Below are 24,564 nucleotides of genomic sequence, written 5' to 3' on the forward strand. Positions count from 1 at the left end.
CCGCTGCCTGCGGCAGCTCCCACCCGGACTTGCGCTCGCATCGACCCACCGGGTCGATGCGTCCGGCCAAGGGCCGGACCGCTTAGTCCCCCATCTTCAGCGCCTGGATAAACGCCTCCTGCGGGATATCCACCTTGCCGAACTGACGCATCCGCTTCTTGCCTTCTTTCTGCTTGTCCAGCAGCTTGCGCTTGCGCGAGACGTCGCCGCCGTAGCATTTGGCGGTGACATCCTTGCGCAGCGCCGAGATGGTTTCGCGGGCGATGACCTTGCCGCCGATCGCGGCCTGGATCGGGATCTTGAACAGATGGTGCGGGATCAGCTCCTTCAGCTTCTCGCACATCTGCCTTCCGCGCTTTTCCGCCGCCGTGCGGTGCACCAGCATCGATAGCGCGTCGACCGGCTCCTCGTTGACCAGGATCGACATCTTCACCAGGTCGCCTTCCCTATAGTCGGTCAGGTGATAGTCGAAGGAGGCATAGCCCTTGGAGATCGACTTCAGCCGGTCGTAGAAGTCGAACACGACTTCGTTGAGCGGCAGATCGTAGGTCAGCATGGCGCGCTTGCCGACATAGGACAGGTCGGCCTGGATGCCGCGCCGGTCCTGGCAAAGTTTCAATATGCCGCCGAGATAGTCGTCGGGGGTCAGGATCGTGGCGCGGATCCACGGTTCCTCGATCGCCGAGATCTTCACCACGTCGGGCATGTCGGCCGGGTTGTGCAGTTCCTTGACCGAGCCATCGGTGAGCAGCAGCCGGTAGACGACCGAGGGCGCGGTGGCGATCAGGTCGAGGTTGAACTCGCGCTCCAGCCGCTCCTGGATGATTTCCAGATGCAAGAGGCCAAGGAAGCCGCAGCGATAGCCGAAGCCGAGCGCCGCGCTCGTTTCCATTTCATAAGAGAAGGAAGCGTCGTTGAGGCGCAGCTTGCCGACGGCGGCGCGCAGATCCTCGAAATCGGCGGCGTCGACCGGGAACAGGCCGCAGAACACCACCGGCTGCGCCGGCTTGAAGCCGGGCAGGGCCTTGGCGGTCGGGCGCCGGTCCTCGGTGATGGTGTCGCCGACGCGGGTGTCGGCCACTTCCTTGATCGAGCCGGTGAAGAAACCGAATTCGCCGGGGCCGAGTTCGTCGACATTGATGCGGGCGGGCGTGAACACGCCGGTGCGCTCGACCAGGTATTTGGCGCCGGTGCCCATCATGCGGATGGTCTGGCCCTTCTTCAGCACGCCATCGATGATGCGCACCAGCACGATGACGCCGAGATAGGCGTCGTACCAGCTGTCGACCAGCATCGCCTTCAACGGCGCGGTCGCGTCGCCTTCGCGCGGCGGCGGCAATTGATGGACGATCGCTTCCAGCACGTCGGGAATGCCAAGCCCGGTCTTGGCCGAGATCAGCACGGCGTTGGAGGCGTCGATGCCGATCACCTCCTCGACCTGCTCGCGGATGCGCTCGGGCTCGGCCGCCGGCAGGTCGACCTTGTTCAGCACCACGACGATCTCGTGGTTGTTGTCGATCGCCTGGTAGACATTGGCCAGCGTCTGCGCCTCGACGCCCTGGCTCGCGTCGACGACCAGCAGCGAGCCCTCGCAGGCGGCGAGCGAGCGTGACACTTCATAGGCGAAGTCGACGTGGCCGGGCGTGTCGATGAGGTTGAGGATATAGTCCTCGCCATTGTTGGCGTGGTACTTCAGCCGCACCGTCTGCGCCTTGATGGTGATGCCGCGCTCGCGCTCGATGTCCATCGAGTCCAGCACCTGCTCCTTCATGTCGCGCAGCTCCAGCCCGCCGGTGGACTGGATCAGCCGGTCGGCAAGCGTGGATTTGCCATGGTCGATATGGGCGACGATGGAGAAATTTCGGATGTGGTCGAGGGGCGTGCTCATGTCGCGCGCTTTAGCAGGGGCAGGTTGCTGCGGCAAGCGGCACAGCCGCTACCTGGGCAAGCGGCACAGCCGCTGCCAGGGCAGGCGGCGCTACCGCTACCGGGGCAAGCGGCACGGCCGCAGCCTGGGCAACCGGCGCTGCCCGCTGCCAGGGCAGGCCGCGCGGGCTCGTGTCGACTTGCCCCGCGGCTTTCTCGGAAAATCGATAAATTTTAACCAAGTGCGTTAGAGCATAATTTGTGATCGGCATGTTAGCAGGAGAGAATACTTCTTGTGAGGATCAAGGCATGCGGGGGCTTTCAGGCAGGTTTATCGAGTCGCGGAGCGGCTCGCTGGCGCCAATACTCATTCTCAGCATGATCCCGCTGCTCACCGCAGTCGGTTTCTCGGTCGACTACACGTCGGCGGTCCAGACCAGGTCGAACATGCAGGCGGCGCTCGATGCCGGGATACTGGCGATCACCACCATGCCGACGACCTCGACGCTGCCGCAGCGCCAGGTGTCGCTGCAGGATGCCTTCACCGCCAACGGCGGAGAGGGAACCGCGACGCTTGGCAGTTTCGTGGTCAGCGCCAACGGCACCGCCACCGCGCAGGCCACGGCAAGCTACTCCATGCCGACCGTTTTCATGAAGATCGCAAGGATCGACAGCGTACCGGTCGCCGTCGCGGCGTCGGTGACCAAGACGCCGGCGCTGGTGCAGACCACCTTCAAGGTCACCAAGGTGTCGGGCTACTGGGGCAAGACGATGACGCTCTACGGCACGCAATTCGGAGCGACCGCGGCCAAGCCGCTGATGACGATCACCTACGCCTATAACGGCTTCGGCGATCCGAAAGGCTACGGCACCACCACCGTCAACACCATCACCAACAATGGCGGCGCCGACATCAGCACGACCGTCCAGAAGCAGGTTTGCACAACCACCAAGGTGAGCAGCTTCAAAAACGCACCAGCCGGGTCCATCCAGCAGACCAGCGGCAGCAACAAGTACCTGACCACCTGCGTCGATACATTCTATCCGGCCGACGGTGCCGGCGCGGTGATCGACGTCAGCCAGATGAACGCCCTCTACCTGCAGATGGACGTGCCATCGGGCAACCCGAAGGTCCTGAAGTCGAACGATCCGGCCACCTCCAACCGGCTCTATATCGGCACGAGCACGAGCGACATGCCCGAGGTCGCGACCGGCCAGACCGTCGACATCTTCACCGCCGTGCCCTGTGGCGTCCCGAGCTACCAGGCCTGGGAAGACGGCGGCAACGCGGTGCCGGCGGCGGTCTCCAATGCCGACTTCTTCTACAACGTGAACGGCAAGTGCGACTTCAACCAGCGGCCTTCGGATACGGTGCTGACGCAGTAAGCGAGAAGCAGCCGATCTCCCCCCTTGCGGGGGAGATGGCCGGCAGGCCGGAGGGGGGCGCTGTCCCGCCGGCCTTGCCAGGGCGGTGGACGAGCGATGCCCAGGGATGAGGGGTGCTGGACGGAGCACAACGGCTGGCTAATCCGACGCCATGCCGCATCAACCCGTTCCCCCCGCCAAACGTAGCTTTGCCCGTTCGCTCCGGCGTGAAATGACGGAAGCGGAAAACAAGCTGTGGCATGAACTGCGTGATCGCAGGCTCGACCGGACAAAATTTCGGCGCCAGATTCCCTTCGGAAAATACATTGCCGATTTCGTTTGCCTCGAAGCTGGGCTGATCATCGAGATTGATGGCAGCCAGCATGCGGAGTCCGAGTCCGATCGGATCCGCAAGGCTGGACTGGAGGCGAGGGGCTTTCGCGTTCTGCGGTTTTGGAACGATGATGTCCTGAAAGACTTGAACGCCGTCTGCGACACGATCATCGCCTATGTACGGGATACAAATCTGCAGTCCTGGCGATAGGGGCGCCCTTGCCTTCTCCCCTTGTGGGAGAAGGTGGATTGGCGCGCAGCGCCAAGACGGATGAGGGGTGCTGGAAGGAATGAGGCGTTGGCGTTCCCTGGAACACCCCTCATCCGTCGCCTTCGGCGACACCTTCTCCCACAGGGGGAGAAGGGAAGGCGACGATCACAAACCGGTGAGCGCTGTAACGAACTCCGTGGCGACGACGAAGTGGGGACATGACCGGCGCATCCAGGCGCCGCCCACGGAGCCAGCCAATGTCGGGATATCAAGCCAAACGCAGCAAGCTTACCCTATTGTTGGGCGTGGCAGCGCTCGCCGCATCGCTCGGTGCCGCCGCCGCCCAGCCGCTCACCGTGGTCGAGCTGTTCACCAGCCAGGGCTGCTCGTCCTGCCCGCCGGCCAATGCCAATCTGATCAAGGTCAAGGACCAGCCCGGCGTGCTGGCGCTGTCCTTCAACGTCACCTACTGGGATTACCTCGGCTGGAAGGACACGTTCGGCAAGCAGGAATTCACCCAGCGCCAGGTGAGCTACGAGCCATCGCTCGGCCATGACGGACCGTTCACCCCACAAGTGGTGGTCAACGGTCATGCCGATGCCGTCGGCGCCGCGCCCGGCGAAATCCAGCATCTGATCTCGAGCGCCGGCCGCGCCAAGGGCCCATCGCTGTCGCTCGACGGCGGCAAGATCAGCATCGGCGCCGGCTCGGCGCCGGGCGGCAAGGCCGATGTCTGGCTGGTGCGCTACACCAAGGGCGTCCTCCAGGTGCCGGTGGCGCGCGGCGAAAACACCGGCCGCACCTTGCCGCATGCCAATGTCGTCCATTCGCTGAAGAAGCTCGGCAGCTGGACCGGCGACGCCACGGCGCTGAACCTGCCGGCGGCATCGGATGGCCTCAGCACCGCGGTGCTCGTCCAGTCGCCCGGCGGCGGGCCGATTCTGGCCGCCGCCACCAACTAGAAATCACGCTTCGACAAGAGATTTGCGCAAACGCCGCATGAGCGGCGCCGCAAGCACCCGGCCGCCTGGAAGGCGCGCCATCAACCCACCAGGAGACCATCATGACCGTTCTTTCCCGTCTGACGCTGCCGGCGCTCGCTTTCGCTCTGTGCTCGACGGCGCTGTTTGCCGGCGGCATCGCCCGCGCCGACGACGCCACCGATGCGATGAAGCCGGCGAACGCCATGGCGACCGATGCGATGAAGCCCGCCACTGACGCCATGAAGCCAGCCACCGACGCCATGAAGCCCGCCGATCCGATGGCCACAAACGCGATGGCGCCGGCCGCTGACGCCATGAAACCGGCCACCGACGCCATGAAGCCTGCGGCTGATGCGATGAAGCCGGCGGCTGACGCGATGGCCCCGGCCAACTGAGATTGGTCCGTGGCCGGCTGTCCCTGGCGGGCTCCCTGTCCAGCCGGGGACAGTCCCTTCCGGCCCAGGCCGGCAACTCCGGACCGACTGACTTGCGCACGTGAAATTGAGGCGTCGGCCGCAACTCGCCTGTCGCACAATCCTATCTCATCCAATAGACTCCACACGATGGACGTCACAGGAGTTCAGCCATGACCGACATACAACAACCAGCCGTCAGACAGTCGTCGAACTTTTTCAAAGGCGCGCTCGCCGCGCTCGTGCTGGCCGCAGCTGGCGCCGCCTTCTGGCAGTCGCCGGCGATCTCCGCCGAGGACGCGGTGGTCATCCCGCCGCCGGCGATGGACGAGAAGGCAGCCCCGGGCAGCGAAAAGGCGATCTTCGCCGGCGGCTGCTTCTGGGGCGTGCAGGGCGTCTTCCAGCACGTCAAGGGCGTCAGCAAGGCTGTTTCCGGCTACACCGGCGGAGCCAAGGACACCGCCGTCTACGAGACGGTCGGCAGCGGCCGCACCGGGCATGCCGAATCCGTCGAGATCACCTACGACCCGTCTGTCGTCACCTATGGCCAGCTATTGCAGGTCTATTTCTCGGTCGCCCACAATCCGACCCAGCTGAACTACCAGGGCCCCGACAGCGGCACCCAGTACCGTTCGACGATCTTTGCCGAGAACGACGCGCAGAAGAAGATTGCGCAGGGCTACATCGCCCAGCTCGACCAGGCCAAGGTGTTCCCGAAGCCGATCGTCACCACGCTGGAGACCGGCAAGACCTTCTATCCGGCCGAGGATTACCATCAGGATTTCCTGACCCTGAACCCGACCTATCCCTACATCGTCTACAACGACCTGCCCAAGGTGGCGAACCTGAAGCAGCTCTTCCCCAAGCTCTATAGCGAGAAGCCGGTGCTGGTGCTGTCGGCCAGCAACTGAAAGTTTGCGCGGGGAGCCAAAGCTCCCCGCGCCCCCGGAACCAATCTGCATCCGACCAGCCCCAACCCACTATTTGACTGATGCCGATTGGTCCTTGGCCTGGTGCGGGTACGCTTGGGATCGTCACGCACCAGAGCTGAAGCATTCCTGTTCAGTCGCCCATCTTCATTGCCTCGCACGACACGTTCGGGTTCATGTCGGCGAAGGTGCCGGTCGGGTTCTTCTTCCAGGCCCAGACATGCAGTTCATAGAACGGGCCGAGGCCGTAGCGGTTGGGGGCGCTGTTGAAGTTGAACAGCTGCCCTTCCAGCGATGCCGGGCCTTTCGAGGTGATGTATTCGACCGCCACGAGCTTGAGCTTTCCGTCGGCCATCGGCTCGTACATGACAGCCTCGGGTTTGGCGAGCTCGACCGCATCGTCCTTGAGATAGCCGGCGTTGACATAGTGGATGCCCATGGCGCCGCCGGTGATGCCGCTGGCGCAAGGGATCGGGGCGTAGCCCTCGGCCGTGGCCGCCGCCACGGTCTCGAAGCGGCCGTTGGCGGTACGCACCTTCGCATCCAGCGTGCCGCTGTCACCGGCATTGGCGGCCGTCGCCGCGATCGACAGGATCGACAGGTTGATGAGGTGCTTGGTCCACAGATGGATGTTCATGTTCTCTCCTCGTTGTTGATGGCGCAGGGAAGCGGCCAGCCGCCGCGGCCGCGAAGCCGGACCTGGGCTGCACGCGTCAGCGGCCCGATCGGGTGAAGTCCCAGTATTGCGGCAGCTCCTCGAGCTCCGGCAGGCCGATGTCGCGCCTCAGATAGTCGTCCTGCGGAGGCAGCCGGCGCCGGTTCTTGCGCAATGATGCGAACAGCAGCGAGGCACCCCGCCGGAGAGCCCGGCCCAGTAACGGGCCTCGTCCGACTGGTCTCGAAGCCGCCAACACCTCGCCGGACGGAACGTCAGACAAGCCGCCATCGCCGCGAAGGGCCGTTTGATGTCCATGGAGGGGATCAACGATAAAAGTAGGGGTCAAGGACCCGCACCTCCGTGATCTTGTCGACTGGCAGCGAGTTCTTCTGGGCGGTGCTGCGGATGGCTTCGGGCGAAGGCCCATCGTAGATGCAGAAACTGTGCTTCTTGTCGGGCGTCACGAAGGACTGCACCCAGGTCACTCCCTTCTCGGCATTGCGCGTGATGACGCCATTCATCGCATCGACGCCGGCATCGTTGATCGGCACGACGAGGCCATCCGGAAATGTGCGTTCAACCAGGTAACGGGGCATGAGTCGGTCTCCTTTTCCAGTGATTCACGCTCGATCCGAGCGCGGCCGGACAAAGATCACGCCCGTCAACGGCGCGCATCGGAGCCTTTCCCCATGTTTGGCGGGACGATTCCCCATGTTTGCAACGTTTGGTGTCGGGAGCCACAAAGCGGATACCGAGCCGGGCTACCCTGGCGGACAGACTGTGAGGCCACCGGCCTCGACCTGTGAGAGGGTGATGATGCTTCTGGAACGGCAGACACAGCTGGAGCACCTGGACAGCCTTTTGGCGGAGGCGGCGCGCGGCCACGGTCGCGTGGTGGCGTTGACCGGCGAGGCCGGCGCCGGCAAGACAACGCTTGTCGAAGCCTTCATCGGCGCGGTTGCCAGGGGCACGCGCCTGTTCCGCAGCGCCTGCGAGGATCTGTCGATACCCGATACGCTGGGGCCGCTCTACGATCTCGCCCGCGAGGCGCGATGGGCGCTGCCGCAGGCGATCGACGTCCGGCAGGGACAAAGGCTGCCGCTGTTCTCCGACGCGCTCGACGTCTTCGAGACGGAGGCGCAGCCAACCCTGCTGGTCATCGAGGATCTCCATTGGGCGGACGACGCAACCCTCGATTTCGTGCGGTTTCTCGGTCGGCGCATTTCAAACACCCACATTCTTCTGCTGCTGACGGCACGCACCGACCGCAGCGAGGGACAGATGCGCGTGCGCCGCGCGCTCGGCGAAATTCCGGCCAGCAGCGTCGCACGCATCGATGTGCCGCTCCTGAGCGAGGCGGCGGTCCAGTCGCTCGCCGGCGCCGCCGGCCGCGATGGCGATGCCATCTACCGGGCCACGGCCGGCAACGCCTTTTTCGTCACCGAACTGTTGAGCGCGGAAGATGAAACCACCCTGCCGGCCAGCGTGCGCGACGCCGTTGTCGCCCGCGCCGAACGCCTGTCCGCCGGCGCCCGCTCGATGCTCGACGCGGTGTCGGTATTCCCAAGGCGCGCCGACGCCTGGGCCTTGCAGGGCCTGTGCGGCGTGGCCAGTGCTGGCCAGCTGGCGGAGTGCGTCTCGAACGGCCTGCTCGAGGATCTCGGCGACGGCTACGCGTTCCGGCACGAGATCGCCCGCCGCGCCATCGAGATGATGCTGTCGACGAGCCACAGGAGACAGTTCAACCAGCGCGCGCTGTCGGCACTGCTCGAAAACGGCGACGTTGCCACCGCCCGGCTGGTGCATCACGCCGTCGAGGCACACAATCTGGACGCGGTGCGCGAACTGGCGCCGATCGCCGCGCGGGAGGCCTCCCGCGTCGGCGCGCATCGCGACGCCGCCGGCTACTATGAGGTCGCCTTGCGCCAGGCCGACAGCCTGCCGATGGCCGAGTGCGCGGATCTGTACGAGCGCTACGCCTTCGAACTCCACCTGATCGGGCAGATCGACGAGGCTGTCGCCGCGCAGGAACAGGCGCGCGCGCTGCAGCGTGCCATGGGCGACACGCTGAAAGAGGGAGACAGCCTCAGATGCCTGTCGCGCTTCGCCTACCTGCTGGGCGACCGCACGTCCGCGGATGCCTTCGGAGCGCAGGCGGTTGCACTGCTGGAGACCGTGCCGGCCAGCGCCGAACTCGCCATGGCCTATTCCAACCTCTCGCAACTGGCGATGCTGGCCGAAAGGCTCGACGAGACGGTGGTGCTCGGCGACAAGGCGATAAAGCTCGCCGAACGGCTGAACCGGCCGGACATCGTCTGCCACGCCCTCAACAATGTCGGCTCCGCCGGCCAGTGGCTGGATCGGGCTACCGGCCGTCAGCAGCTTGCCCGCAGCCTCGAAATCGCGCTCGAGCACAATTTTCAGGAACATGCGGCGCGTGCCTTCACCAACTGCGCCTGCAGCGAGATGAACCAACTCCGCTATAGCCAGGCCCGGTCCTTCCTCGATCGCGGGATCGACTATTGCGTCGAAAACGACCTCGCGACCTGGCGTGACTATATGCGCGGCGTGAAGGCGCAGTTGCTGCTGCGTCATGGACTATGGGACGAGGCCGCCGCCGAGGCGCTCGATGTCATCGCCAACGACCAGGCGACGGCCCTGGTGCGTTATCCGGCCCTGGCGGCTCTGGCCCGACTGCGGGTGCGGCGCGGCGATCCGTCGGCCGAGCCGATTTTTGAGGAGATGAGCCGGTTCCTGGAAAGAGGAATCGAGCTGCAGCGCCTGGCGCCCTATGCGGCGGTCATGGCCGAGCGGGCCTGGCTCGGTCAGATCGACAAGGCGCAGGCGCTCGCCCTGATCGACCGTGCCGAGACGCTTTCACCCACGCGCGCGGTCTTCGCCGAACTGGCCAGCTGGCGGCAGCTGCTGGCTCCCGACAGCGACCCCGGTGACACTGACGGCATGGCTGCTCCCTACAGGTTGCTCCTGGCGGGAAACTGGCTGGAAGCGGCGGCTTCGTGGGCAGAGCTGCAAGCCCCTTTCGAACAAGGGCTTGCGCTGATGCGGGGCGACGAGGCGGCCCAGCGTTCGGCGCTGGAGATTTTCGAAACCCTCGGCGCAAGGGCGGTTGCCCAGCACATGCGCGACTTCATGCGGAAAAACGGCCTCATCAACATCGCGCGGGGGCCGCGCCGTACCACGCGCGCGAATGGCGCCGGCCTGACCCAGCGCCAGATGGAAGTGCTGCAACTGATCGAGCGCGGCTTCTCCAACAAGAGGATCGCCGAGCACCTCACCATTTCGCCGAAGACCGTCGACCATCATGTCTCGGCGGTGCTGGGCAAGCTGGACGCCGGCTCTCGCGGCCAGGCCACCGCGGCGGCACGCGACTCGGGGCTGATCTGAAACCGGCCCGCTTTGCCCCGAATATCAGTAACCTCAGTCGTAGGTCAGGTCGGTCGCCTTGCCGCCGAACACCCGGTAGGCATAGAACGAATAGAAGATGATGACCGGCAGCACGACGACGGTGCCGGCCAGGATGATGGCCAGGCTTTCGGGCGCCGAAGCCGCCTGCCAGATGGTCAGCTTGTCGGGCACCACGAACGGGTAGAACGACCAGGCAAGACCGGCAAAGCCGAGCGTGAAGATGGCGGCCAGCGTCAGGAACGGCGTCAGCGAATGGCGGTCGTCTGCCTTCGGCAGATGGAAGGTCTGCCGCCACAGCCAGAGGAACAGCAGCGCCGACAGGATCGGCAGCGGCGACAGATAGAGCATCGAGGGCCAGACGAACCATTTGTCGAAGATGCGCGGGCTGGCGAACGGCGTCGCCAGCGACACCGCGGCCATGCCGAGCGCGGTCAGCACCAGCGCCGTGCGCAGCCAGCGCACCGCCTTCTTCTGCAACTCGCCTTCGGTCTTGTAGATGACCCAGGCCGCCCCCATCGCCGCGTAGGCCGCGGCGAGGCAGAGCGCCACCAGCGCGCCGAAGGCCATGCCGCCGAAGCCGACATCGAGGCCGAGCACATAGACGCCCAGCATATAGCCCTGCGCCAGCGAGGCGATCAGCGAACCGAGGAAGAAAATACGGTTCCAGCGGTGCTTGCGTTCGGTCGGCACCTTGGCGCGGAAATCGAAGGCGACGCCGCGCAGGATCAGCCCGACCAGGAGCACGAACACCGGAATGTAGAGCGCGGTCAGGATGACGCCGTGCGCCAGCGGGAAGGCGACCAGCAGCAGGCCGACGGCCAGCACCAGCCAGGTCTCGTTGGCATCCCAGAACGGGCCGATGGCCGCGATCATCGTGTCCTGCTCGGCGTCTTCTGCGGCGGCGAACAGCATGCCGATGCCGAGATCGAAACCGTCGAGGATGACGTAGATCAGGATGGCGAGGCCCATCAGGCCGGCGAAGGTCAGCGGGAGCAGGGTTGGCCAGTCGTAGGTCATGTCACTCTCCCGCGGCCGGCTGCGACAGCGCTGCGTTCATCACCCCCGGCAACGGCGATGAATCGCCGTCCTTCGCCGCCTTCAGCGCCAGATGCACCAGCACGCCGAGATAGGCGATCAACAAAAGCGCGTAGAGAATGAGGTAGATGGCCAGCGTCAGCGCGACATGGCTGCCAGCCACCGGGCCGACGGCGTCGGCGGTCTTCAGCACGCCTGTCACCAGCCAGGGCTGGCGGCCGATTTCGGTGGTGTACCAGCCGGCCAGCGTCGCCAGCCAGCCCGACAGCGCCATCGGCACCATCAGCAGGGCGAGCGGCTTCGGCAGGCGATGCCGGCGCTTGAGGAAGAAGGCGGCGGACCAGGAGACAGCCAGCATCAGCAGGCCGGTGCCGACCATGATGCGAAAACCCCAGAACACCGGGAAGACCGGCGGATGATTGCCGGCATAGTCGTTCAACCCCGGCACGACACCGTCGGTGCGGTGCCGCAGCACAAGGCTGGCGCCGTCCGGAATGGCGATTTCGAACCTGTTTTCCCTGGCCGCCTCGTCGGGCAGGGCGAAGAGAACCAGCGGCACGTTGGGGCCGGTGTTCCAGTTGGCCTCCATGGCGGCGATCTTCTGCGGCTGGTGCTCCAGCGTGTTCAGCCCGTGCTGGTCGCCGGCGAAGATCTGGATCGGGATCAGGATCGCCGCGGTGAAGACGCCGGTGCGCAGCGCCTTCCACATCGATTCCGAACGGTCGCCCTTGAGGTAGCGCAGCGCCGACAGGCCGGCGATCAGAAAAGACACCGTCAGGCCGGAGGCCAAAAGCATGTGGACCAGCCGGTAGGGCATCGACGGGTTGAAGACGATCGCCCACCAGTCGACGGCATGCGCCACGCCGTCGCGCATCTCGAAGCCGGCCGGCGTCTGCATCCAGGAATTCAGCGCGATGATCCAGAAGGCCGAGACGGTGGTGCCGCCGGCGACCAGCACTGTCGCCAGCGTGTGGATGCGGTTGGAGACGCGGCGGAAGCCGAACAGCATGATGCCGAGGAAGGCCGCTTCGAGGAAGAAGGCGGTGAGGATCTCGTAGGCCAGCAGCGGCCCGGCGATGTTGCCGACCTTCTGCATGTAGCCCGGCCAGTTGGTGCCGAACTGGAAGCTCATGGTGACGCCGGTGACCACGCCCATGGCGAAGGACAGCGCAAACACCTTCACCCAGGTGAAATAGGCGCGCATCCAGGCGGAATCGCCCGTGGCATTGTAGCGGAGCTTGAAGAACAGCAGCACCCAGCCAAGCGCAATGGTGATTGTCGGAAACAGGATGTGGAACGAAATATTCGCGCCGAACTGCATGCGCGACAGGATGAGCGGGTCCATTGGCGGGCTCCAGCTGCTTCTATGCCTGCAAGAATAGGCCCGAACCGGGATTGGGTCAAAGCGGCGTGGCGCCACGCGGGGCGCGTTGTCGCAGCAGATCAAGGAAGTATCACCCTGCCATAGGCTGCGGGACTTGCGAGGATTGTCGAGAACTGTCAGCAGCGGCGTTGACTTGCGGTTGCATGCAACGACATTCGGCCTATATCAGGTCACCTCTTTCAGGCAGCCGTTTTCATCCATGCCCTCCATCCTCTCCATTTCCGGGGTCTCCAAGACCTACGCAACCGGCTTCACGGCGCTCAAGGAAGTCAACCTCGACATCGAGCGCGGCGAGATCTTTGCGCTGCTCGGTCCCAATGGCGCCGGCAAGACGACGCTGATCTCGATCGTCTGCGGCATCGTCAACCGGTCGACGGGCACCGTCACCGTCGATGGCCACGACATCAGCAAGGATTACCGCGCCGCGCGCAGCCTGATCGGCCTGGTGCCGCAGGAACTGACCATCGATGCTTTCGAGACCGTCTGGGCGACGGTCAACTACAGCCGCGGCCTGTTCGGCAAGCCGGCTAACCATGCCTTTGTCGAGAAGGTGCTGCGCGATCTGTCGCTGTGGGACAAGAAGGACGCCAAGGCGATCACCCTGTCGGGTGGCATGAAGCGGCGGCTGATGATCGCCAAGGCGCTGTCGCACGAGCCGCGCATCCTGTTCCTCGACGAACCGACCGCCGGTGTCGACGTGGAGCTGCGCCAGGACATGTGGGCGATGGTGCGGCGCCTGCGCGAGGACGGCGTCACCATCATCCTCACCACCCACTATATCGAAGAGGCCGAGGCGATGGCCGACCGCGTCGGCGTCATCAATCGCGGCGAGATCATCCTGGTCGAGAACAAGGCCGAACTGATGCGCAAGCTTGGCCGCAAGCGGCTGGTGCTGGAGCTGCGCAGTCCGCTGGCGGCCATTCCCGAGGCCTTCTCGCGCTACGCACTGGAGCTGTCGCCTGACGGCGGGCAGCTGACCTACACCTATGACAACCAGGCCGAGCGGCCGGGCGTCGCCTCGCTGATCCGCGATCTCGAGGCTGGCGGCATCCAGTTCCGCGACATCGACACGCAAAACAGCTCGCTCGAGGAGATCTTCGTCAACCTGGTGAGGAAAGACGCATGAACCTGCGCGCTGTCTGGGCGATCTACAGGATGGAAATGGCGCGTGCCTTTCGCACCGTGCTGCAGAGCATCGTCTCGCCGGTCATCTCGACATCGCTGTATTTTGTCGTCTTCGGTTCGGCCATCGGCTCGCGCATCACCGAGATCGACGGCATCAGCTACGGCGCCTTCATCGTGCCGGGGCTGATCATGCTGTCACTGCTGACGCAGTCGATCTCCAACGCCTCCTTTGCCATCTACTTCCCGAAATTCGTCGGCTCGATCTACGAGTTGCTGTCGGCGCCGGTCTCTTATCTGGAGATCGTCATCGCCTATGTCGGCGGCGCGGCGACCAAATCGATCATCCTCGGCCTGATCATCCTGGCCACCGCCTCGCTGTTCGTGCCGCTTTCCATCCAGCATCCATTCTGGATGGTCGCCTTTCTGGTGCTGACCGCGGTGACCTTCAGCCTGTTCGGCTTCATCATCGGCATCTGGGCGAAGAGTTTCGAGCAGCTGCAGCTGGTGCCGCTGCTGATCATCACGCCGCTGACCTTCCTCGGCGGCAGTTTCTATTCGATCAACATGCTGCCCGGCATCTGGCGCACGGTGACGCTGTTCAATCCGGTCGTCTACCTGATCAGCGGCTTCCGCTGGAGCTTTTTTGGCAAGTCCGACGTCTCGGTCGGCGTCAGCCTCGGCATGACCGTCGTCTTCCTGCTGGTTTGCATAGCGATCGTCGCGTGGATCTTCAGGACCGGCTACCGGCTGCGCAACTGACGAATGAAAAGGCTTTGGCCAAGACCGCGCCGAGCACATAGAGCATGATCCCGAAAAGTGGAATCCGGTTTTCGGGAAAGATCATGCTCAAACAAAGAGATAGAGCCGCATCCCGATTCCATCGGGATGGAACAGGCTCTAGACCGCCTTGACCAGCCGCAGCAGCCCCAGCATCTCGACATATGTCCCCTTGCGGAAGGCGACATAGGTCGGCACCTCGGTGCCATGGAAGCGGCGCTTGAACGCCGCCTGGCCTTGCAGGTTGAACCTGCGGCGGTTGACCCATGGCGAGTCGTAGGCGCGCCGGAAGGTGTTGCGCCAGAAATCGCTTTCGGCAAATCCGCTTGGCCGGATATCGAGCATCGGCGACAGGCCGAGCGTGACCACCGACATGCCTTGCTCGCGAAAACGGTCGACGGCGAATTTGGTCAGGCCGATCTCGGCATGCGGCGAGGCATTGATATGCTTGCGCTTGAAGGCCGTGGTGTAGCCGATGACCTTGCCGTCTCGAAACAACGGATCGAAGTCGAGCAGGGCGATCAGCTCGCCATCGGGGCCGTGCAGGACGAAACGGCGCATGTCGATGCCGAGATGGTCGGCAAACGGGCGGTTGAGAAAACCCATCTCCCAGCGTTTGACGATGCGGTCGCTGCGCCAGTTTTCGGAAAGCCGGGCGATCTCGTCGAGAAAGATCGTCCGCTTGTCCTCGTCGAACGCAAAACCCTTCTTCAACAGCCAGCGCTCGGAGTAACGCACGGTTTCGTTGCGCTTCCCGGAAAAATCATGGTCGGGCAAGCTGAGGCGGGTGTCGATTCCGAGCCGATTGACGTTGTAGCCGAGCCTGGCCAGCACGCGCGCGGTCTCCTCGCCGATCTGCACGAACCACGGGCTGCCGGCGGTCTCGACGAAGCGCCTGATGTAGTCCGGTCGATGGGCCGGAGCCGCCACCGGATCGCCGAGCGCGAAATGATGCTTCATCTTGGTGCCGAAGGCGATGTAGCCGCCGGCATCGCCGAAATAGGAAAGCTTGCCTTGCACCGCGGTGGAATAGGCGAGCGAGAAATCGCCGTGGCGGCGGACGAGCGCCAGGCGCTCGACATGCGTCAGGTCCTGCCGCGGGACCTTGGGCGCGGCGCCCTCGAGAATTTTGTCGAAATAGATCCGCAAGGCGGGCATGGTCGAGATTCCGCGTACCGTCTGCAGCGCCGCGCACCATGTGGACACGCAAGACACGCCGTGGCGCTTTGATTTCGCTCGTGAACTCGAAAACCGATTGCGAGTTCCCGCGCTGGCGACAAGAGATCCGCCAAGCCCCCGGACCTCGAATCAATCACATTGCCGCGACCTGATTACCGCCGATGTGGCGTATGTGCCATATAGGACCGCGGCCGGGCGCATGGCTCGGGAATCGTTGGCGATTCGCGATAAGGATCATGCGCAGTATCGGAGCGACGTGGCGTGCCTTGCGCTTCCACGACGGAGGCGCCGCGCCGGAAGGATCGAATGAGGGTTCGAGAGACAATGGCTGACACGACAATCAAACCGGTGGCGCAGCAGCCGGTGGCGGTCGAGCCGGCAATCGTCATTGGCGCCGGCGCCGCGGGCCTTTCCGCCGCGCATGCGTTGATCAAGGCCGGCGTGCCGACCGCGATCCTGGAGAAGGAAAGCCGGCTGGCCGAGCCCTGGCACCGGCGGCACCTCAACCTGCACCTCAACACCCATCGCGACCTCTCTTCGCTACCCGGCGTCAGCTTCCCCGCCGGCACACCGGCCTTTCCGCCCCGCACCCTTGTCATCCGCCATCTCAAGGAGTTCAGCGAGACGCACGGGCTGCCGGTGCAGTTCGGCGTCGCTGTCGAAGAGATCGCATTCAAGGGCGATCATTGGGCCGTGCTGACCAGCGCCGGACCGCGCCTGGCCCGCCATGTCGTCATCGCCACCGGGCGCGACAGGCAGCCCTTCGTTCCCCAATGGAAAGGAACGAAGGATTTCACCGGCCGCATCATCCATTCGGCGGATTTTGGTGACGCGAAGGACTATGCGGGCAAGAAGGTGCTGGTGGTCGGCGCCGGCAATTCGGGCTTCGACGCGCTCAATCATCTGGCGAACGTGGACACGGCCGCGGTCTGGCTGTCGGCCCGCAGCGGCCCTGCCCTCCTGCCCAAGCGGATCGGCAAGATCGCCGTGCACCGGCTCTCGCCGCTCATGGCGCGCTTGCCCTTGCGGCTCGCCGATGCGGCGATCGCGGCGACGCAGCGCGTGGTTTTCGGCGACCTGACCAAATTCGGCATGCCGCCCGCGCCTTCGGGCGGCGTCACACGCCTGGCCTCGGACTATACGGCGATCGCAGCCGACGATGGCGCTGTCAGCGCCATCAAGTCGGGCCGGATCGTCGTGGTGCCGGCAATACGGGAATTCACCCGCGACGGCGTGATACTGGCCAATGGCAACCTGATCGCTCCCGACATCGTCATTGCCGCGACAGGCTACCGCACCGGGCTGGAGCCCATGGTCGGCAAGCTGGGGGTGCTCGACGGCAAGGGCTTTCCGCTTTTCAATGGCGGCGAAAGCGATCCGAAATTGCCCGGCCTCTGGTTCACCGGCATGCGGCCAAGCATCCGCGGCTGCTTCGCCAATTCCGTCATCATGGCAAAAGCGATCGCCATGCGGATTGCCAATTCCGCTGGCGCCTCCCGCCAAGCCGGTGCTTCACGCTGATTTCGGTTCGAGGCGCCGGGAACCGGCGGGCGCCGGTCGATTCGGGAATCCGCTTACCGGCGCATGGCCCGATGCAAGCCCGCACAGCGCGGATTGACCTATTTCCTGCCTAGTTATATAACATGTTATGATTTAACGGAGAGAGAAGGTGTGATGGAAGACGTCCTGCGATCTCTTGGTTTCCTGTGCCTGGGCAGCAGGTTGAAGCGGATCGGCGAGCAATTGCAGGCCGATACGCAGCGTCTGCTCGATTGCCTGGACGTTCCGGTTCAGTCCAGCCAGTACCCTCTCCTGGCCGCGCTCGACAGGCTGGGGCCGCTGCCCGTCGGCGAGCTGGCGCAATCTCTCGGCATCACGCAGCCGGGCGTGACGCGAAGCGTATCGCTCCTGGCCGATCTGGGACTGGTCGAGGTCACGCAATCGGACGGCGACCAGCGGCGCAGGATGGTCTCCCTGACAAAGAGCGGTCAGGGCCTTGTCGATGTTGCAAAGCGAGACGTCTGGCCGCGCATCGAGGGCGCCGTCGCGGATTTGTGCCGGGACCTTTCGGGGCCGTTGCTTGATCAACTGGCCGCCATCGAGGACGGTTTGGCCACGGCCCCGCTCGATCGTCGTGTAAGAATGAGCAAGGGCGCAGCGCAATGAAGCACGTGCTCGATCGCCCCGTCTGGAGCGCACTGGACACGCGCCACCGGACCTTCGCGCAGGGTGACAAGCTCGCCAGGCGCTATCCATCGTCGATCGTTCCCTTCGCGGCCACCGCCAGGGACGACGCGGAGAGCCTCCAGGCACTCGGCAAGCTTGTTCCCCCAAATGAGAGCGTGATCATGCTTCAGGCGGACGCCATTGCTCTTCCTGTCGGGCTATCGGCGATCTCGACCGCTTTCGGCGTGCAGATGGTTGCCGAGGCGCCGTTGCGGACCGTGTCGGACGAGCGCGTGCAGCCCCTGACGCAAGACGATGCAGCCGAGATGCTCGCCCTGGCGTCGCTCACCAGGCCCGGCCCGTTTACGCTCGGGGCGTTGAGCCTTGGTGATTTCTGGGGTGTGAAGGTTGACGGCAGGCTGGTGGCGATGGCCGGCGAGCGCATGAAGCAGCCCGGCTATACCGAACTCAGCGGCGTGTGCTCGCATCCGAACTTTCGCGGCGGTGGCCTTGGCCGGCTGCTGTCCCTGTTCGTGGCAAACCAGATCACGGCGCGCGGCGAGATACCCTACCTTCACGCCTATGCCACGAACGCTGCTGCCATCAAATTATACGAGTCCATCGGCTTCCGATTGAGAAGCGCAATGAATGTGGCCGTGGTTCAGCGCGCGGGATAGGGCAGCCGTCGGCTCGTCATGTCATGCCGACTTCGGCTCGAGCCGGCGGAAACCGACGGCTTCCATCAGCATGTCCTCCTCGACCATGCCGGCATTGTGCAGGGCGAGCAGGTTAAGGGCGATCTCGCGGGCCTCGGCCGAATCGGGATGCGCTTCGCGCTGCCGGCAGGCCTCGTCGAAGACGCGCTGCAGCCTGGCGATCTCGCCAGGCTTGAGCAAGCCACGGTCATAGACGGACTTCGGCATGGTGGGTCTCCTGGTCATTGACCTAGGGCGCCACGTGTAAATTGCCAATCTTTCCCGAGGCTTGAATGGATCTCGTGCAAAAAGGGGGCCTTCGGTGATCCGAAGTCCCCCCTTCAGATTGAAAAAGGGTCCGTGTCAGACGGCGATCTTGCCGCCGCCCTGTTTGGTGATCGCAACCACCGCCGGCCGCACCGGCATGTCGGGCCTGAAGTCGGGCCAGCGGGTCGACAGGTCCTCATAGTAGGACGGGCGGCCGAACGCCTCCCAGTCCTCGCCGCCGTCGCCCGGATGCTGGACCGCGACGAAGGCGGTCTGATCATCGGGCGTAAACAGCGGGCCGCACATTTCGGCACCGATCGGCACGCGGAAGAACAGTTTTGAGGTCGCCCGCGCCGCTCCTTCGGTGTCGACCGCCCACAGGCCGTCGGTGCGGCCGGTGGCTTTCGGACCCTGTCCGTCGGTGGCTACCCACAGCCGGCCGGCCGAATCGACCGCGCAATTGTCGGGCATGCCGAACCAGCCATTGGCCGTCGTTGCCGTCGAGAAGGTCGCGCCGACATCGGCCACTGCCGGATCGCCGCATTTCAGCAGCACCTCCCACTTGCCCTTGGGGGCAGTGAAATCGCCGCCGTCCTCCGCTATCTCGATGATGTGACCGAAGGCGTTTTCGGCGCGCGGATTGGCGGCGTCGACCTGGTCGGCCTTGCGCTTCGAATTGTTGGTCAGCATGACATAGACCTTGCCGTTGACGGCATTGGGCTGGATGTCCTCGGGGCGGTCCATCTTGGTGGCGCCGAGCAGGTCGGCGGCGCGCCGCGTCTCGATCAGCACGTCGGCCTGGCTGGCAAAACCGTTCTCGGCGGTCAACGGGCCCTGGCCGAAGACGATCGGCAGCCATTCGACCGAGCCGTCCTCGGCGAATTTGGCGACATGCAGCGTGCCCTCGTCGAGCAGGTCCTTGTTGGCGGCGCGGTCGCTGGCATTGAAACGGCCGGCGGTGACGAACTTGTAGACATAGTCGAAGCGCTCGTCGTCGCCGAGATAGAAGACGACGCGGCCATCCCTGGCGACGATCGATTCGGCGCCCTCATGCTTGAAGCGGCCCATGGCGGTGCGCTTCCTCGGCGTCGAGGTCGGATCGTCGACATCGACCTCGACGATCCAGCCGAAGCGATTGGGCTCGTTCGGTTCCTTGGCGAGGTCGAAGCGGTCGTAATGCGCCGCCCATTCATAGGCGCCTTCGGGAATGCCGAGGCGCTTGTAGTTGGAGGCTTCCTTGTGGCCCTCGGGCAGTTCGCCGGAGAAATAGCCGTGGATGTTCTCCTCGGACATCACATAGGTGCCCCAGGGCGTGACGCCGCCGGCGCAATTGTTGATGGTGCCGAACACCTTGGTCCCGGACGGATCGGCGCTGGTCTTGACGCGGTCGTGGCCGGCGACCGGGCCGGACAGCGCCATTTCGGTGTTGGCGGTGATGCGGCGGTTGAGCTTGCCGTCGCGCACCACCTGCCATTTGCCGGCTTGCTTGCGGATCTCGACGATGGTGCCGCCGTGTGCCGCCATCTCGACATCGACCTGCTCCTTGCTGAGCGTCGCTTGGTTGACCTTGCCGTCGGCGATGGTGACCAGGCCCGGGAACATCAGATGCGGGTTGGTGTATTCGTGATTGACCACCAGCAGGCCGTGCTCGGCCGAACCGTCGATCGGGATATAGCCGACATAGTCGTTGTTGTAGCCGAACTGTCTGGCCTGGGCCTGCGCCGACTGTTTCGTCGGATCGAATTCCGGCGAATCGGCGAACAGCGGATCGCCCCAGCGCAACAGCACATCGGCGTCATAGCCCGGCGCGACATGGTGCTTGTCGTCGATGCCGGCCTCGAGCTCGTCGAACGAGAAGGCGGAGCCTTCGGCGGCACGGGCCTCGTCGGCGCTGACCAGCGCCAGCGGGCTGACGGTGGCGGCGATCGCCGAGACGGCCAGCGAACCCTTCAGGAAACCACGGCGCGAGAATCGCGCGGCGATGATCTCGCCCATGGTGCGGTTGTTGGTGGGGTTGGTGGCCGGTCCTTCGTTTTCCTCGAGCCGGCTGGTGGCGAATCGGGTGTCGGGGGAGCGATGATCAGTCATGGGGCTGGCCTCTGGCTGTTGGAGGTGGCTGGAGCGGGATACGAGTTTGACCCCTTATAGCCGGCCGATCACATTTTCGTGACACCGGCCGCCACTTTCAACCGCCCACGGCAATCCGCGATCCGCCGCTCGGGCAAGAGGTCTGCTTGACGTGCCCGCGCGCTTCGGAAACAAGGTCTGCGATACACGCGGCGTGCGCCGCTTCGAGAGGGGACAGGGCGTGAGTTTTTCGGGATTGCTGCAGCTCGGCTTTTCGACGGTGATCTTCCTGCTGGCGGCGACCGCCGCCAAGCAATGGGGACTGGCGCCAAGCCTGGGCAAGATCCTGCTGACGCTCGCACTCTATTCGCTGGGCAATCTGATCATGCTGAGGCTGATCCGCGAGTTCGGCATGTCGGTGTCCTTCAGCCTCTCGGCCGTCATCCAGCTGGTCTCGGTGAATGTCGTGGCGCTGGTGTTCTTCGGCGAGCGCGTCAACGTGCTGCAGGCAACCGGCATCGTGCTGGCGGTCGCCGCCGTGGCGCTGATCACGCTCGGGCCCTATCTGCAAACGCGGTTGTAACGGCGAATAGCTGATGAAGAACGCTGCGAACGCTCTGCTCAACCGGCTCGAATTCCCGGTGCTGCTGGCCGGCCTGGTCATCGCCGGCGGCCTGTGGGGATTCGAGGAATTGATGGAGGTGGCGCGGGCCACCACGCCGCACGCCTTCGACACCGAAATCCTGCTTGCCTTCCGTCAGGCCGGTCAGCCCGGTGTCCCGATCGGCGCTCCCTGGCTGGAGGGCGCGATGCGCGACATCACCAGCCTCGGCAGCGTCAGCGTGCTGGTGCTGGTCACGGCGGCGACGATCATCTACCTGCTGTTGATCCGCCGCCCGGCAACGGCGGTTCTCATCTTCGTAGCCGTGGCGGGCGGCCAGGCGCTGTCGAGCCTGCTGAAGGTCGGCGTCGACCGGCCACGACCAGAACTCGTCTCGCATCTGGTCACCGAGACCTCGCTGTCCTTTCCGAGCGGCCACGCCATGCTGTCGGCGGTGACCTATCTGACACTCGGCTCGCTGGCGGCTCGCTTCCTGCCAGGCCGGACAACCAAGGTCTACGTGTTGTCGCTGGCGGTGCTGACGACGCTGCTGGTTGGCGTCAGCCGCATCTATCTCGGTGTCCACTGGCCGTCGGATGTGCTGGCCGGCTGGTGCGCCGGCTTCGCCTGGGCGATGCTGTGCTGGTTGGTGGCGCGGCTTCTGCAGCGGCGCAAGGTGGTGGACAACGACGCCTGACCGGCAAGCTCGGCGTCAGATCATCCTGTTGATGACATGCCCGCAACCTGCCAGCAGCCAGATCATCGACAGCACGCATGCCGGCACCATGAAAGCCTTCAGGATTTTCACCGGCTTATCCTTTCGATTTGGCGATGTATCGGGATCGCCGTCGAGTTCACGCGAAAACGACGACAATGCGACAGGCTAGAGCATGATCCCGAAAAGTGGAATCCGGTTTTCGGGAAAGATCATGCTCAAACAAAGAGATAGAGCCCCATCCCGATTCCATCGGGATGGAACAGGCTCTGGCATGATAGCCGCACGCACCGCCATCTCGTCCCGGCGTCATTGACCGGGGCGGGCAATCGCCTGGAAACATGCTTCCTCAAACCGCCGCCTCGATTGGCTCGGCGAGCTTCGGGTTGGCGCGCGCGGCGATCAGGCAGCCGGCGACGATCAGGCATGCCCCCGCCAACGTGGTCCAGGCAGCCTCTTCGTCGAAGAAGAACCAGCCAAGCGCGATCGCCCAGATGAAGGCCGAGTATTCCGTCGGGATCAGATACTGCGCTTCGGCACGCGCATAGGACCAGCTCATCAGGAATTGCCCGGCAAGCGACAGCACCGTCACCACGGCCAAAGGAAGCCAGAGATTAGCCGGCAAAGCCACGGCGAGCCAAGGGGCTGCTAGACCCATTATGATGGCAACGCAAAGGTTCTGGAACAACATGATCTCGATTGGCTTGGCCAACTGCGCCTGTTGCCGGGCGAGGATCAGATTGTAGCCGTAGAACACCGTCGAGACGAGCACCGCCGCCGTGCCAAGCAGGGCATCCTGCGAATAGCTTGGCTGGCCAAACTGGCCGGCCAGGATGATGGTGACGCCGGCGATGCCGGCCAGCGATGCCCAGATCGCTTGCCGCCGGATGCGTTCCCCCAACAAAAGCGCGGCGAGGAAGAGGGCGAACAAGGGCGCGACGAAGCTGAGCCCGATCGCCACCGCCAACGGCAGCCTGGCCAGACCCCAAAAGAAGCAAATGAGAACCATGGCGACAATCGCGGCGCGCAGCGCATGCAGCCGCAGCACCGCAAGGGTTGGCTTCGAGCGTGGCCCCGCCGACCAGGCCGCGCCCGCGACGACAGTCGCGACCATGCTGCGCCACAGCACCGTGTTGTAGACCCCCACGGCAATAACCAGGGTCTTCATCGCCGCATCCATCCCGGACAGCAGGCAGATCGCCAGCGCGCATACGAGCACCGGGATCATCGGGGAAACGGCGCCGCTCAGGCTGGATGTCTTCACGGCTACACTCATGGTGCAGCCGGATATCCCAGGGCGAACGGCAGGACCAGATGGCAGCCCCGTCGATATGGAGGTCCAATGCCGATTGGTCGACGCTCTGCGAGAGTCTCGTCGGCCGATCCGGAGGCATCGCACGGATTCTCAGTCGAGCTTCAGCGCCGCCACTTCGCCCTCGTTCATCAGCGGCACATAGAGGATCGACTTGCCGTCGGTGCCGATGTCGGCGCTGCCCGGCCTGAAATGCGCCACCGCTTCCGGCGCGCCGCCAGCATGATAGCGGTAGAGCGTCCCGGTCATGTAGGCGGTCGCATAGATGCTGTCGCGAAGAGCGACGACGCCGTCGAGATCGGCGAATTTCTGCGCCCCGGGCAATGGCGAAACCAGCTTGCTGGCGATGTCGACCGACAGCAGCCCGCCTGGCTCCGCGGTGCTGAAGTCGGGCCCGATACCCTTGCCCCAGGACGCCACGATCAGCCGATCGCCATCGGCGAAGACGCCGTTGGGCGCGGCGAGCAACGCGTCCTTGACGAACAGGTCCGGCCTATCGCCGTCGACGCGGTAGATGGTGTCGGCCAGCATGTCGGTGACATAGACCTTGCCGGATTGGTCGGATGTCATGTCGTTGAGGAAGACGGCATTCGGCACCGCGATGCTGGCGACGAGCTTGCCGCTGGCGAGATCGACGACGCGGACCTTGGTGATGTCGGCGACGTAGAGCTTGCCGCCCGATATCGCCATGCCCTTGGGCGCATCCATGCCGTCGGCCCAGCGCCGGGTGAGCGTCTTGCCGTCCAGGGACAGCACCGACAGATAGCCGTTTCCATCGGCTTCGCCGGGATTGCCGACGATGTTGGAGACGATGATACGGCTGTTGGCGGCATCGAACAGTGCCGATTCCGGTTGTTCGAGGCCGGTGGCGCGCCAAAGCTCGCCGGCCTGGGCGACTGGCGCCGTGGCCATGCCGATGGCGAGAAAGGCCGGGGTGATGAAGCTGTTCATGGCTGGTCTCCTGTTATGACGGCGGACAGCTATGATTTTCGATACTTTTGCGAAAGTCAGATTACCACTAGTATCGAAAGTCGATACGAAACCGCCGACGAGAGGT

24 protein-coding genes are annotated in these 24,564 nt (G+C 64.5%); 13 read left to right on the forward strand and 11 right to left on the reverse strand.

The genetic code is table 11. The features are described from left to right. Window positions 1-82: 82 nt before the first annotated feature. Window positions 83-1,888, reverse strand: a complete 1,806-nt coding sequence (lepA, locus tag NR193_RS24475) for a translation elongation factor 4 (RefSeq protein ID WP_256753319.1) — start codon at window positions 1,886-1,888, stop codon at window positions 83-85. Window positions 1,889-2,175: 287 nt separating this feature from the next. Here lepA and NR193_RS24480 point away from each other — a divergent pair, with 287 nt between their 5' ends. The 5 genes from NR193_RS24480 to msrA all read left to right on the forward strand — a co-directional run bounded on the left by NR193_RS24480 (window position 2,176) and on the right by msrA (window position 6,082). Then, window positions 2,176-3,252, forward strand: coding sequence for a TadE/TadG family type IV pilus assembly protein (locus NR193_RS24480; protein WP_256753320.1), 1,077 nt, complete (start codon window positions 2,176-2,178; stop codon window positions 3,250-3,252). Window positions 3,253-3,403: 151 nt separating this feature from the next. Continuing rightward, window positions 3,404-3,775: an endonuclease domain-containing protein gene (locus NR193_RS24485; RefSeq protein ID WP_256753321.1), complete on the forward strand. Its 372-nt coding sequence runs from the start codon at window positions 3,404-3,406 to the stop codon at window positions 3,773-3,775. Between the two features lie 257 nt (window positions 3,776-4,032). After that, a complete protein-coding gene (locus NR193_RS24490) occupies window positions 4,033-4,737 on the forward strand; it encodes a thioredoxin family protein (protein WP_256753322.1) in 705 nt (234 codons plus the stop codon). Between the two features lie 101 nt (window positions 4,738-4,838). Continuing rightward, complete coding sequence (locus NR193_RS24495; RefSeq protein WP_256753323.1) at window positions 4,839-5,153, forward strand: hypothetical protein; 315 nt, start codon at window positions 4,839-4,841, stop codon at window positions 5,151-5,153. A gap of 191 nt (window positions 5,154-5,344) precedes the next feature. Beyond that, window positions 5,345-6,082: a peptide-methionine (S)-S-oxide reductase MsrA gene (msrA, locus tag NR193_RS24500; protein ID WP_256753324.1), complete on the forward strand. Its 738-nt coding sequence runs from the start codon at window positions 5,345-5,347 to the stop codon at window positions 6,080-6,082. Window positions 6,083-6,233: 151 nt separating this feature from the next. On the opposite strand, the gene NR193_RS24505 is transcribed toward msrA, so the two are convergent. The 3 genes from NR193_RS24505 to NR193_RS24515 form a co-directional block, all read right to left on the reverse strand. Next, the gene (locus NR193_RS24505) at window positions 6,234-6,737 is read right to left on the reverse strand and encodes a hypothetical protein (RefSeq protein ID WP_256753325.1); all 504 of its coding nucleotides are present in this window, start codon (window positions 6,735-6,737) and stop codon (window positions 6,234-6,236) included. Between the two features lie 76 nt (window positions 6,738-6,813). Next, on the reverse strand, window positions 6,814-7,038 hold the full coding sequence (locus tag NR193_RS24510) for a hypothetical protein (protein ID WP_256753326.1): 225 nt from the start codon (window positions 7,036-7,038) through the stop codon (window positions 6,814-6,816). A gap of 43 nt (window positions 7,039-7,081) precedes the next feature. Beyond that, window positions 7,082-7,354: a DUF4242 domain-containing protein gene (locus tag NR193_RS24515; RefSeq protein WP_256753327.1), complete on the reverse strand. Its 273-nt coding sequence runs from the start codon at window positions 7,352-7,354 to the stop codon at window positions 7,082-7,084. Between the two features lie 220 nt (window positions 7,355-7,574). Here NR193_RS24515 and NR193_RS24520 point away from each other — a divergent pair, with 220 nt between their 5' ends. Continuing rightward, a complete protein-coding gene (locus NR193_RS24520) occupies window positions 7,575-10,163 on the forward strand; it encodes a helix-turn-helix transcriptional regulator (protein WP_256753356.1) in 2,589 nt (862 codons plus the stop codon). A gap of 33 nt (window positions 10,164-10,196) precedes the next feature. Here NR193_RS24520 and NR193_RS24525 read toward each other — a convergent pair whose 3' ends face one another. Together NR193_RS24525 and NR193_RS24530 are read right to left on the reverse strand one after the other, a co-directional pair. Then, on the reverse strand, window positions 10,197-11,201 hold the full coding sequence (locus NR193_RS24525) for a cytochrome d ubiquinol oxidase subunit II (protein WP_256753328.1): 1,005 nt from the start codon (window positions 11,199-11,201) through the stop codon (window positions 10,197-10,199). 1 nt (window position 11,202) lies between these two features. Further along, window positions 11,203-12,564: a cytochrome ubiquinol oxidase subunit I gene (locus NR193_RS24530; protein ID WP_256753329.1), complete on the reverse strand. Its 1,362-nt coding sequence runs from the start codon at window positions 12,562-12,564 to the stop codon at window positions 11,203-11,205. Window positions 12,565-12,802: 238 nt separating this feature from the next. Between NR193_RS24530 and NR193_RS24535 the strand changes: the two genes are divergently transcribed. Both NR193_RS24535 and NR193_RS24540 read left to right on the forward strand, forming a co-directional pair. Beyond that, a complete protein-coding gene (locus tag NR193_RS24535) occupies window positions 12,803-13,729 on the forward strand; it encodes an ABC transporter ATP-binding protein (RefSeq protein WP_256753330.1) in 927 nt (308 codons plus the stop codon). After that, the gene (locus NR193_RS24540; RefSeq protein ID WP_256753331.1) at window positions 13,726-14,487 is read left to right on the forward strand and encodes an ABC transporter permease; all 762 of its coding nucleotides are present in this window, start codon (window positions 13,726-13,728) and stop codon (window positions 14,485-14,487) included. Before NR193_RS24535 ends, NR193_RS24540 begins: the two co-directional genes overlap by 4 nt. A gap of 138 nt (window positions 14,488-14,625) precedes the next feature. Here the strand turns inward: NR193_RS24540 and NR193_RS24545 are convergent, their stop codons facing one another. Beyond that, complete coding sequence (locus NR193_RS24545) at window positions 14,626-15,663, reverse strand: phosphatidylglycerol lysyltransferase domain-containing protein (RefSeq protein WP_256753332.1); 1,038 nt, start codon at window positions 15,661-15,663, stop codon at window positions 14,626-14,628. 345 nt (window positions 15,664-16,008) lie between these two features. Here NR193_RS24545 and NR193_RS24550 point away from each other — a divergent pair, with 345 nt between their 5' ends. From NR193_RS24550 to NR193_RS24560, 3 genes are all read left to right on the forward strand, one after another. Beyond that, window positions 16,009-17,205 carry an NAD(P)/FAD-dependent oxidoreductase gene (locus tag NR193_RS24550; RefSeq protein ID WP_256753333.1) on the forward strand — a complete coding sequence of 399 codons (1,197 nt, stop codon included), beginning with the start codon at window positions 16,009-16,011 and terminating at the stop codon, window positions 17,203-17,205. Between the two features lie 153 nt (window positions 17,206-17,358). Continuing rightward, on the forward strand, window positions 17,359-17,850 hold the full coding sequence (locus NR193_RS24555; RefSeq protein ID WP_256753334.1) for a MarR family winged helix-turn-helix transcriptional regulator: 492 nt from the start codon (window positions 17,359-17,361) through the stop codon (window positions 17,848-17,850). Beyond that, window positions 17,847-18,527, forward strand: a complete 681-nt coding sequence (locus NR193_RS24560) for a GNAT family N-acetyltransferase (protein ID WP_256753335.1) — start codon at window positions 17,847-17,849, stop codon at window positions 18,525-18,527. Before NR193_RS24555 ends, NR193_RS24560 begins: the two co-directional genes overlap by 4 nt. A 21-nt stretch (window positions 18,528-18,548) precedes the next feature. On the opposite strand, the gene NR193_RS24565 is transcribed toward NR193_RS24560, so the two are convergent. Both NR193_RS24565 and NR193_RS24570 read right to left on the reverse strand, forming a co-directional pair. Next, entirely contained in the window at window positions 18,549-18,773 is a 225-nt protein-coding gene (locus tag NR193_RS24565) for a hypothetical protein (protein WP_091575851.1), read from the reverse strand. A 135-nt stretch (window positions 18,774-18,908) separates the two neighbouring features. Beyond that, on the reverse strand, window positions 18,909-20,900 hold the full coding sequence (locus NR193_RS24570; protein ID WP_256753336.1) for a PhoX family phosphatase: 1,992 nt from the start codon (window positions 20,898-20,900) through the stop codon (window positions 18,909-18,911). A gap of 220 nt (window positions 20,901-21,120) precedes the next feature. Here NR193_RS24570 and NR193_RS24575 point away from each other — a divergent pair, with 220 nt between their 5' ends. Continuing rightward, window positions 21,121-21,462, forward strand: coding sequence for a hypothetical protein (locus tag NR193_RS24575; RefSeq protein ID WP_256753357.1), 342 nt, complete (start codon window positions 21,121-21,123; stop codon window positions 21,460-21,462). A gap of 13 nt (window positions 21,463-21,475) precedes the next feature. Further along, window positions 21,476-22,177 (forward strand): phosphatase PAP2 family protein, encoded by a 702-nt coding sequence (locus tag NR193_RS24580; RefSeq protein WP_256753337.1) that lies wholly within the window; start codon window positions 21,476-21,478, stop codon window positions 22,175-22,177. Window positions 22,178-22,544: 367 nt separating this feature from the next. On the opposite strand, the gene NR193_RS24585 is transcribed toward NR193_RS24580, so the two are convergent. Further along, window positions 22,545-23,471: a DMT family transporter gene (locus NR193_RS24585; protein WP_256753338.1), complete on the reverse strand. Its 927-nt coding sequence runs from the start codon at window positions 23,469-23,471 to the stop codon at window positions 22,545-22,547. A 129-nt stretch (window positions 23,472-23,600) separates the two neighbouring features. Further along, on the reverse strand, window positions 23,601-24,458 hold the full coding sequence (locus NR193_RS24590; RefSeq protein ID WP_256753339.1) for an SMP-30/gluconolactonase/LRE family protein: 858 nt from the start codon (window positions 24,456-24,458) through the stop codon (window positions 23,601-23,603). Between the last annotated feature and the right edge of the window lie 106 nt (window positions 24,459-24,564).

The sequence above is a fragment of the Mesorhizobium sp. Mes31 genome (assembly GCF_024519675.1).
Lineage (GTDB): Bacteria > Pseudomonadota > Alphaproteobacteria > Rhizobiales > Rhizobiaceae > Mesorhizobium.

Excerpts from the sequence above, each read along its gene's own strand:
- lepA (WP_256753319.1), bottom strand. The coding sequence starts at position 1,888 with ATGAGCACGCCCCTCGACCACATCCGAAATTTCTCCATCGTCGCCCAT.
- NR193_RS24480 (WP_256753320.1), top strand. The coding sequence starts at position 2,176 with ATGCGGGGGCTTTCAGGCAGGTTTATCGAGTCGCGGAGCGGCTCGCTG.
- NR193_RS24485 (WP_256753321.1), top strand. The coding sequence starts at position 3,404 with ATGCCGCATCAACCCGTTCCCCCCGCCAAACGTAGCTTTGCCCGTTCG.
- NR193_RS24490 (WP_256753322.1), top strand. The coding sequence starts at position 4,033 with ATGTCGGGATATCAAGCCAAACGCAGCAAGCTTACCCTATTGTTGGGC.
- NR193_RS24495 (WP_256753323.1), top strand. The coding sequence starts at position 4,839 with ATGACCGTTCTTTCCCGTCTGACGCTGCCGGCGCTCGCTTTCGCTCTG.
- msrA (WP_256753324.1), top strand. The coding sequence starts at position 5,345 with ATGACCGACATACAACAACCAGCCGTCAGACAGTCGTCGAACTTTTTC.
- NR193_RS24505 (WP_256753325.1), bottom strand. The coding sequence starts at position 6,737 with ATGAACATCCATCTGTGGACCAAGCACCTCATCAACCTGTCGATCCTG.
- NR193_RS24515 (WP_256753327.1), bottom strand. The coding sequence starts at position 7,354 with ATGCCCCGTTACCTGGTTGAACGCACATTTCCGGATGGCCTCGTCGTG.
- NR193_RS24520 (WP_256753356.1), top strand. The coding sequence starts at position 7,575 with ATGCTTCTGGAACGGCAGACACAGCTGGAGCACCTGGACAGCCTTTTG.
- NR193_RS24525 (WP_256753328.1), bottom strand. The coding sequence starts at position 11,201 with ATGACCTACGACTGGCCAACCCTGCTCCCGCTGACCTTCGCCGGCCTG.
- NR193_RS24530 (WP_256753329.1), bottom strand. The coding sequence starts at position 12,564 with ATGGACCCGCTCATCCTGTCGCGCATGCAGTTCGGCGCGAATATTTCG.
- NR193_RS24535 (WP_256753330.1), top strand. The coding sequence starts at position 12,803 with ATGCCCTCCATCCTCTCCATTTCCGGGGTCTCCAAGACCTACGCAACC.
- NR193_RS24540 (WP_256753331.1), top strand. The coding sequence starts at position 13,726 with ATGAACCTGCGCGCTGTCTGGGCGATCTACAGGATGGAAATGGCGCGT.
- NR193_RS24545 (WP_256753332.1), bottom strand. The coding sequence starts at position 15,663 with ATGCCCGCCTTGCGGATCTATTTCGACAAAATTCTCGAGGGCGCCGCG.
- NR193_RS24550 (WP_256753333.1), top strand. The coding sequence starts at position 16,009 with ATGGCTGACACGACAATCAAACCGGTGGCGCAGCAGCCGGTGGCGGTC.
- NR193_RS24555 (WP_256753334.1), top strand. The coding sequence starts at position 17,359 with ATGGAAGACGTCCTGCGATCTCTTGGTTTCCTGTGCCTGGGCAGCAGG.
- NR193_RS24560 (WP_256753335.1), top strand. The coding sequence starts at position 17,847 with ATGAAGCACGTGCTCGATCGCCCCGTCTGGAGCGCACTGGACACGCGC.
- NR193_RS24565 (WP_091575851.1), bottom strand. The coding sequence starts at position 18,773 with ATGCCGAAGTCCGTCTATGACCGTGGCTTGCTCAAGCCTGGCGAGATC.
- NR193_RS24570 (WP_256753336.1), bottom strand. The coding sequence starts at position 20,900 with ATGACTGATCATCGCTCCCCCGACACCCGATTCGCCACCAGCCGGCTC.
- NR193_RS24580 (WP_256753337.1), top strand. The coding sequence starts at position 21,476 with ATGAAGAACGCTGCGAACGCTCTGCTCAACCGGCTCGAATTCCCGGTG.
- NR193_RS24585 (WP_256753338.1), bottom strand. The coding sequence starts at position 23,471 with ATGAGTGTAGCCGTGAAGACATCCAGCCTGAGCGGCGCCGTTTCCCCG.
- NR193_RS24590 (WP_256753339.1), bottom strand. The coding sequence starts at position 24,458 with ATGAACAGCTTCATCACCCCGGCCTTTCTCGCCATCGGCATGGCCACG.